Genomic DNA, 6,280 nt, shown 5'->3' with positions numbered 1-6,280 from the left:
AGACCGTCGTGATGACGCTGTCACAAGCCTCAACAGGGCCCGGACTTCCGGCGTTGCATGGAGCGTCAACGCACGCCGCAGCAACAGCTCGGCGATTTCGGCGTTATCGAGAGCCAGGCGGTGGATGGCCGCTCCGACCAGCGCCTGGCCGTCGCGTTCCACCTCTTGGGCCGTCCGCAGGTCAGCCCGGCACCGACGGCATGTGTCAGCGCCATGGAGTGCAGCACGGCAGAGAGGACAGCGCTCCATCGTTTACGTCTCAAGGTAGAAAAGCAGGTCCTGCAGTTGGTTGCGCACGTCCTCCAGGGCAGCGTTGTCGCCGCTGCTCCTAGCATCCCGGATTGCCTCGATCAGGTCGATGATCTCGGTGCGATCCTCCTCGCCGGTCTCGTCTAGCTTCGCGCTCGCTCTCGCCAACAGTGCATCGACGGCGGAATCGGTGGCAGCGCCGCTGCCGACAGACGCTGCCTGCTCTTGGTCGCCGAACAGCGCACCGATCCGTTGCCTGGCCTCGTCGAGCTGCTCCCGGTCGTAGCGCGACGTCGCATTGTCGATGGTGATTCGACGCTCCAGGCCGGTTTTCTTCTCGCGCGCCGAGACCTGGAGGATGCCGTCGCGGTCGAGCGCCAGATCGACGATGACCGGGTTGCCGGCCGGCTCCCTGCTGAGGCCGGAGACACGGAACTCGCCGATCTTGATGTTCTCCAGGGCGTCGTTGTTCTCGCCCTGATAGATCCGAACGTCAACGTCGGTCTGCTCGTCGAGGACCGTGAAGAACACTTCGCTCATACGCGCAGGGATGGGAGTATTCTTGGGAATAATCGGCACATAATGATATGGATAGAGTTCGCCGTTCAGCTCGCCGAGTGCGCTCGTCCCGAAGGTATAGGGCGTGACGTCGACCAGCACGGCCGACACCTCGGTTCCCGTCATGGCGGCGCCCTGGATGGCCGCCCCCATGGCAACGCACAGGTCGGGATCGACTTCGCCGCGGGGCTGCGTGCCGAACGCTTCCACCAGGCGACGCCGGATCAGCGGCGTCCGCGTTGCGCCACCGACCAGCAGAATCTCGTCCACCTGCGAGGAGGTCAGGCCTGCCGATTCGAGCGCGATATGGATCGCCCCCAGCGTCTCCTCGATGAACGGCGCGATCATGTCCTCGTACTCCTCCCGGCTCAACTCGAGATCGAGGTTGACCGGTTGGCCGCTGTGCTCAGCGAGGTATTCCTCAGCGATGCGGGCGTACGGGTGGTCCGAAAGCTGCTTCTTGGCATCTTCCGCGCTGCGCAGAATGCGTGCCATCGCCTGCGGCCGGTCGGCGACGTCAACGCCGTGCTTGAGTTTGAGGTGCTCAAGCACGTGCTCGACGATCTTGTGGTCGAAATCGTCGCCGCCGAGATGATTGTTGCCGTGGCTCGAGATGACTTCCACGACCCCCTGCTCAATCCGCACGACGGAGACGTCGAAGGTACCGCCGCCGAGATCGTAGACCAGGATTCGCTTACCCTGATGTTGCGCCGCCTCGTAGACCAGCGCCGCAGCGGTCGGTTCATTGATGATGCGTGCCACTTCGAGCCCGGCGATCTCGCCGGCCTCGCGTGTAGCCTGTCGTTGCGTGTCCGAGAAATACGCCGGCACGGTGATCACCGCCTTGCGGATCGGCCGTCCCAGCCGCGCTTGGGCAATCTCCTTCAAGCGCGACAGGATGATCGCCGAGATCTCTTGCGGTGTGTATTCGCGCTCGCCAAGCCGCACCTTGGCGTCGCTGCCCATCCGCCGTTTGATCGAGCGGACGGTTCGCTCGGGATAGAGCAGGAACTGGTTGCGCGCCTCCTCGCCGACGAGCAGTTCCCCGGTCTCGGTGAGCCCGACCACCGAGGGCAGGATGATGCGTCCCTGGTCGTCGCGGAGCACCTCCGGGCGACCATCCCGGTATATGGCGATTTCCGAGTTGGTGGTGCCGAGGTCGATGCCGAGGATCTCGTCCGTCATCATCGGTCTCCTTTGCCCGCGTCGCCCTTGCTGACGATCACCTCGGCCGTGCGCAGCACCTGGTCGTCCCAGAGGAACCCGGCGCGGACCTCCTTGATAACGGTTCCCTCCGCCACGGAGCTGTCCGCTGCGGTGCCGATGGCGCGCGCCAGCCGCGGATCGAAAGGCAAACCCGCCAATTGGGTGGCAACCACGCGCCGATCCAGCAGGACCTGGTCGAGACGCCGCAATGTCATGCGCAACCCCTCCTGCCAAGCTGCCACACCCGACCGGTCCCGGCGCCACAGGCGATCGCGCCAGCGGGGCCGTGCCGCCGCGGACAGCGTGAGCGCCGCCACCAGACGGTCGCGCAGGTCGATGACGTCAAGCAGCAGTGGCCGCAGCGCCGAGTGCGCCTGATCTCGCGTCTCGGTCCGCGCCCGGTCCAGTTCGCGTTGCAGCGTGGCTTGGCTCGCCTGCAGCGAGTCGAAGACGCCGCGGAACTGCTCCAGCGCTTCCTTTACCAGACGTGACTCCGTGCGCACCTCGCTGCGCAGCGCTGCCATCTCGACCAGGACGGAGAACAGGTCTGCGGTCTCCCCCGGGTCATCCGGCGGCTCCTCGCCGTCTTCCACCGTGTCCAGATAACCACGGAACCGGTCGATCAGCGCCTGCTTGATGCTGTCGTCCAACGTGTCTCCCCTGCGTCCCCGGGCGGGCGCTTGTCGGTCACCGTCCGCATGATTCCCTCGGCGAGCAGGGCGGCAACCGCCTGCTTGCTCGCGCGCGACGATCCGGGCGATGCGGCGAGCAGGGCGGCCGTGCAAAGTCGGGAAAGGGCGATCGTGTTCGTGCCAAGCAGCGTCATCTCCAGCCGTTTGCGCTCGTCGCTGAGCGCCTCGTATGCCGCACGGTATTCGCGGAACCGCTCCGGCGCACGGTCGGGAGGGAAGTCCCGTACCAGAGCGAGGTACCGGCGCCTGATCTCAGCATCGTCGGCGGCCTCGTCGACGCCGAGCACGGTGAAAGGATCACGCATCACAGCCGGCTCCGTCGCGCAGTCGGGGTCTGGCGGGGCTGGCTGCCATCCATCGCCATCGCCACCACCGCCTGACACAATTCCCGCAGCACCGGGTCCGGCATCCCGGGTCCGCCCGGCGTGGCGCGGGCCTGCTCGACCATGTGCGCCACGGCCCCGTCCCGGCCGAACTCCCTGACCAGCCCGCGCACGCTGTCGGTGGCCCCCTTGGGCATCCCCTCCAGCATCGCCGCGAACAGCTCCGGCACGTCATCGTCATCGAGCGTATCGAGCAGGGCCGCCGCCGAGCGGCGCCGCCTTAACGGCGCGTCGCCACCCCCGCTCAGAAACCGTTCGATCCGGTTGGCCGCGCGGAAATCCTCTCGATTGACCGCGGCATCGACCATCCGGCCAAGCTCCTCCGTCTCACGCATGGTCAGTCTGGTCGTGTTGCCCCTGGTGCGGGCGACGATCTCGTGGAACCGCCAAATCGGGTTGCCGGGCTCGCGCCGGCGCGCCGTCCGCGCGTATTCCGCAAGTACGTCGAACGCATCGAACCGGGCGAGAATCTCGGCGAGAGCCTGGAATTCGGCCGGCAGCCAGTCGATCACGGCGGCCTGCAGGAGCCACGCCCGCATGCCGAGCAGCAAGCTCGCAACTGCCCGCTTGTTCTCCCCGGTGTCCGGCTGGCCTAGCGCCGAGACGATCGCCATGACCGCCTCTTTCGTCGGCGGCGTCTCACGTTCACGTGCCAGCTCTTGGCGCAGCAACCCGGCAGAACTGCCGGTGAGCTTCATCAACTCGCCTTCCAGGGCTGCACGAAACCATCCGGCCACTCCGCTACCGGCGAGCGCCACGCCCGCCCGCAACCGTTCCTGGGCCTGCGCGTCCTGGCCGGCGCGGAGCTCGACCAGAGCCTGGGCAATGCGCAGCAGGGCGCTGGGGACATCCGGGCGCTCCCATTCGGCCGCCGCAGCCAGTTCCTTCGCTGCCAGCTCCAGTCGGCCCGCCCGCATCTGCTTGCGGGCATGCGCTACCTGCAGCTCGATCATCTGCCGGCGCACCCCGGAATTGATCGGATCGATCTTGAGCAGCCGGTGCGCAAAGCCGGCTGCCTTCTTGTAAGCCTTCCGCGCCATCGCCGACTCGGTTGCCTGCAGCAGCAGGGCGCTGTTGTCCGGGAAGCGCTGGACCGCTTCGTCCACCAGGCGGTGCCAATCCTTGAGCCGTGAATCCGCGCGATAATGGCCGATCAGTTCGAGCACGCCGGCGACATAGTCTGGATCCGCCTGGCAACTGCGTTCCAGGTAAGAGATGACCGGGTCGTCGAGAAAGCCGTCGCCATCCCCCTCGATCTCGGGGTGCTTGGCAGCTAATTGCGCGAGATGCCGCAGGATGACACCTCGCGACAGCTTGGCCTGACGATCGTTGCCGTCATCGACACTGGTGGCAGCGACGGCTGCCCGCCAGAACCGTTCGGCTTTGGCCCAATCGCCTCGCCCCTCTGCAGCGAGCGCCTGGATGCGGTGCCGCTCAAAGTCCGGCAACGGACCAAAATGCTTCTCGAACTGTGAAAGACGGTCGGGCATCTGCGGCAACAGGTTCAAACAGGCGCTCCTGACCTCGGCCTGGGGCAGATCCGGTTGCTTGAAGAGAAATCCGAAAAGGGCGGACGGGCCGCTGCGCGCGGCCTCGGCCGAGCGGGCGAGGAACTGCACCGCCGTCCCGGGCAGGTTGCGCGTCTGGGCAACGAACGCCTGCTGCACCGGGGTCAGCCGGTGCCACCCGTCAGCATCTAACGCCCGCTCAGCGAGTACCGCCGCCGCCACCGCCTCGCGGAAGGCAAAGAACGGCGATTCCGGCGGAATTGCCTCCAGCAGCTGTCGGGACCGGTCGGCATCCTGCGGCATGGTGATCAGGCATTTCAGCAACACGCGGATCGGCCGGAACGCGGAACGCAGCGATATCCGGTTCAACTGTCGCTCCACCTCCTGCGCCGATGCGCCAGCGACCCAGGCCGCCAGGGCCTCGCGCGATGCCACGGCAAGCGCGAGCCATCGCGCCTGTGCGGCGGAGGGTGCTCGCGCGGGGTCGGGGCCCAGCGGTACCGCCACCAGCAGAGCCGCCGCCAGATCCTCCAGGATGGCACGCTCTTCGGCGGGCAGCGTACTTTCGGTTCCGACGTACTGGCGGACATGCGCGGCCGCCTTCTGATGCTGTCCGTCTCGGATTAGGCAATGCAGGTAGAAGACGGGATCGGCGAGCGTGCCATCGGGCCCCAGAGTGTTCTCGACGACCATCGCCGCCTCTTTGAACATCTTCTTGGCGGCGAGGGCACGGGCACGGCCACGATAGGCCTCGGCGAGGGATTGTTTCCATTCCGGCCGCGGATCCTGCCGGATCATCGGCTTGAAGAGCTCCACCGCCTCCTTGAACCGCTGCTGCTTCAGCGCCTCGGCAGCCCGCGCGGCCAGGGCGCCAAGCGAGGCGGAAGACACCCGGCCGCGCTGGTTGGGCTTCTTCACAGCTCGGTCCTCCCCTTAGCGCGAGCGGTTGAATGGAAGGTGCACGACCGGAAGAGTCGGGTCGCTGCGTGTGGAGGATGGCGTGACTGGGCCCGCGCAACAAGGTTCGTTTCGAGGCGACGCGGCAAGGCACAAGGCACAAGATATTACGGTAGGCGGGCTCAAATCGGAAATGCCGTGCGCATCAGCCCTTTTCAGGGGTTCGTGGAAGCGGCGAAGGCTCTGCAGAAGTGCCGCCGGCTGTGCCCGTCAGGATGGGCGCGCAGGCGCAGTCGAGGATTGCACCTGCGGCACCTGCACGAATCCTCCTCGTTCGGTGCGGCTGTCCATCGCGCTTCAAAGGCCAGGACTGCGCGAATCGGGATCGTAAAAAGCCGGTACCAAAGCACCAAGAGGCGGCCCCCAACTCGAAGGACTTTGGTCGAGCGCGGCCTTGAGATGCCCAATGGTGTGGCTTCCCAGCGCGCGAGATCCATCGCGATGGCCGGGTTTGCATGACTCGCCGCTGGAGGGAGATGGATTCGAACCTTCGGTTCCCCAACAGATCCGCTCCCGTTTTCGAGAGTCCCGTGTCGCATGGCGGTTTGACCGTCTCGCGACCAGGAACTGGAAGTTCGAATCCATCTCCCTCCAGCGGGGAGTCACGTGCGAACCTGACTTTCGATCCGTGGAGGTGGGACGGATCGGGACGGCGATGGCGCCATGCGCCCGCCATCGTCACCCCTCACCGCCATTGACACACACAACCGCGGGCACCTGCTTCGCG

The 6,280-nt window shown here is 66.3% G+C and carries 4 protein-coding genes; all 4 read right to left on the bottom strand.

Annotated elements, in window-relative coordinates:
* Positions 1–252: 252 nt before the first annotated feature.
* From VGZ32_RS05445 to VGZ32_RS05430, 4 genes are read right to left on the bottom strand one after another with little or no spacing between them, the layout of a single operon-like run.
* A complete protein-coding gene (locus VGZ32_RS05445; protein ID WP_326884710.1) occupies positions 253–1,992 on the bottom strand; it encodes an Hsp70 family protein in 1,740 nt (579 codons plus the stop codon).
* Positions 1,992–2,663 (bottom strand): nucleotide exchange factor GrpE, encoded by a 672-nt coding sequence (gene grpE, locus VGZ32_RS05440; protein WP_326884709.1) that lies wholly within the window; start codon positions 2,661–2,663, stop codon positions 1,992–1,994. Before grpE ends, VGZ32_RS05445 begins: the two co-directional genes overlap by 1 nt.
* Positions 2,636–3,010, bottom strand: coding sequence for a J domain-containing protein (locus VGZ32_RS05435; protein ID WP_326884711.1), 375 nt, complete (start codon positions 3,008–3,010; stop codon positions 2,636–2,638). The genes grpE and VGZ32_RS05435 overlap by 28 nt, the downstream gene beginning before the upstream one ends.
* A complete protein-coding gene (locus tag VGZ32_RS05430) occupies positions 3,010–5,514 on the bottom strand; it encodes a hypothetical protein (RefSeq protein WP_326884708.1) in 2,505 nt (834 codons plus the stop codon). The genes VGZ32_RS05435 and VGZ32_RS05430 overlap by 1 nt, the downstream gene beginning before the upstream one ends.
* Positions 5,515–6,280 lie beyond the last annotated feature (766 nt).

This window comes from Actinocrinis sp. (assembly GCF_035938995.1).
In the GTDB taxonomy this organism is placed as follows: domain Bacteria; phylum Actinomycetota; class Actinomycetes; order Streptomycetales; family Catenulisporaceae; genus DASZGI01.
The sequence above is the reverse complement of the archived record's forward strand: the minus strand, read 5'-3'. Positions and strand labels throughout refer to the sequence as shown.

Bases quoted from the DNA above. Each gene is read 5' to 3' on its own strand.
- VGZ32_RS05435 (WP_326884711.1), bottom strand. From the start codon at position 3,010: ATGCGTGATCCTTTCACCGTGCTCGGCGTCGACGAGGCCGCCGACGAT.
- VGZ32_RS05445 (WP_326884710.1), bottom strand. From the start codon at position 1,992: ATGACGGACGAGATCCTCGGCATCGACCTCGGCACCACCAACTCGGAA.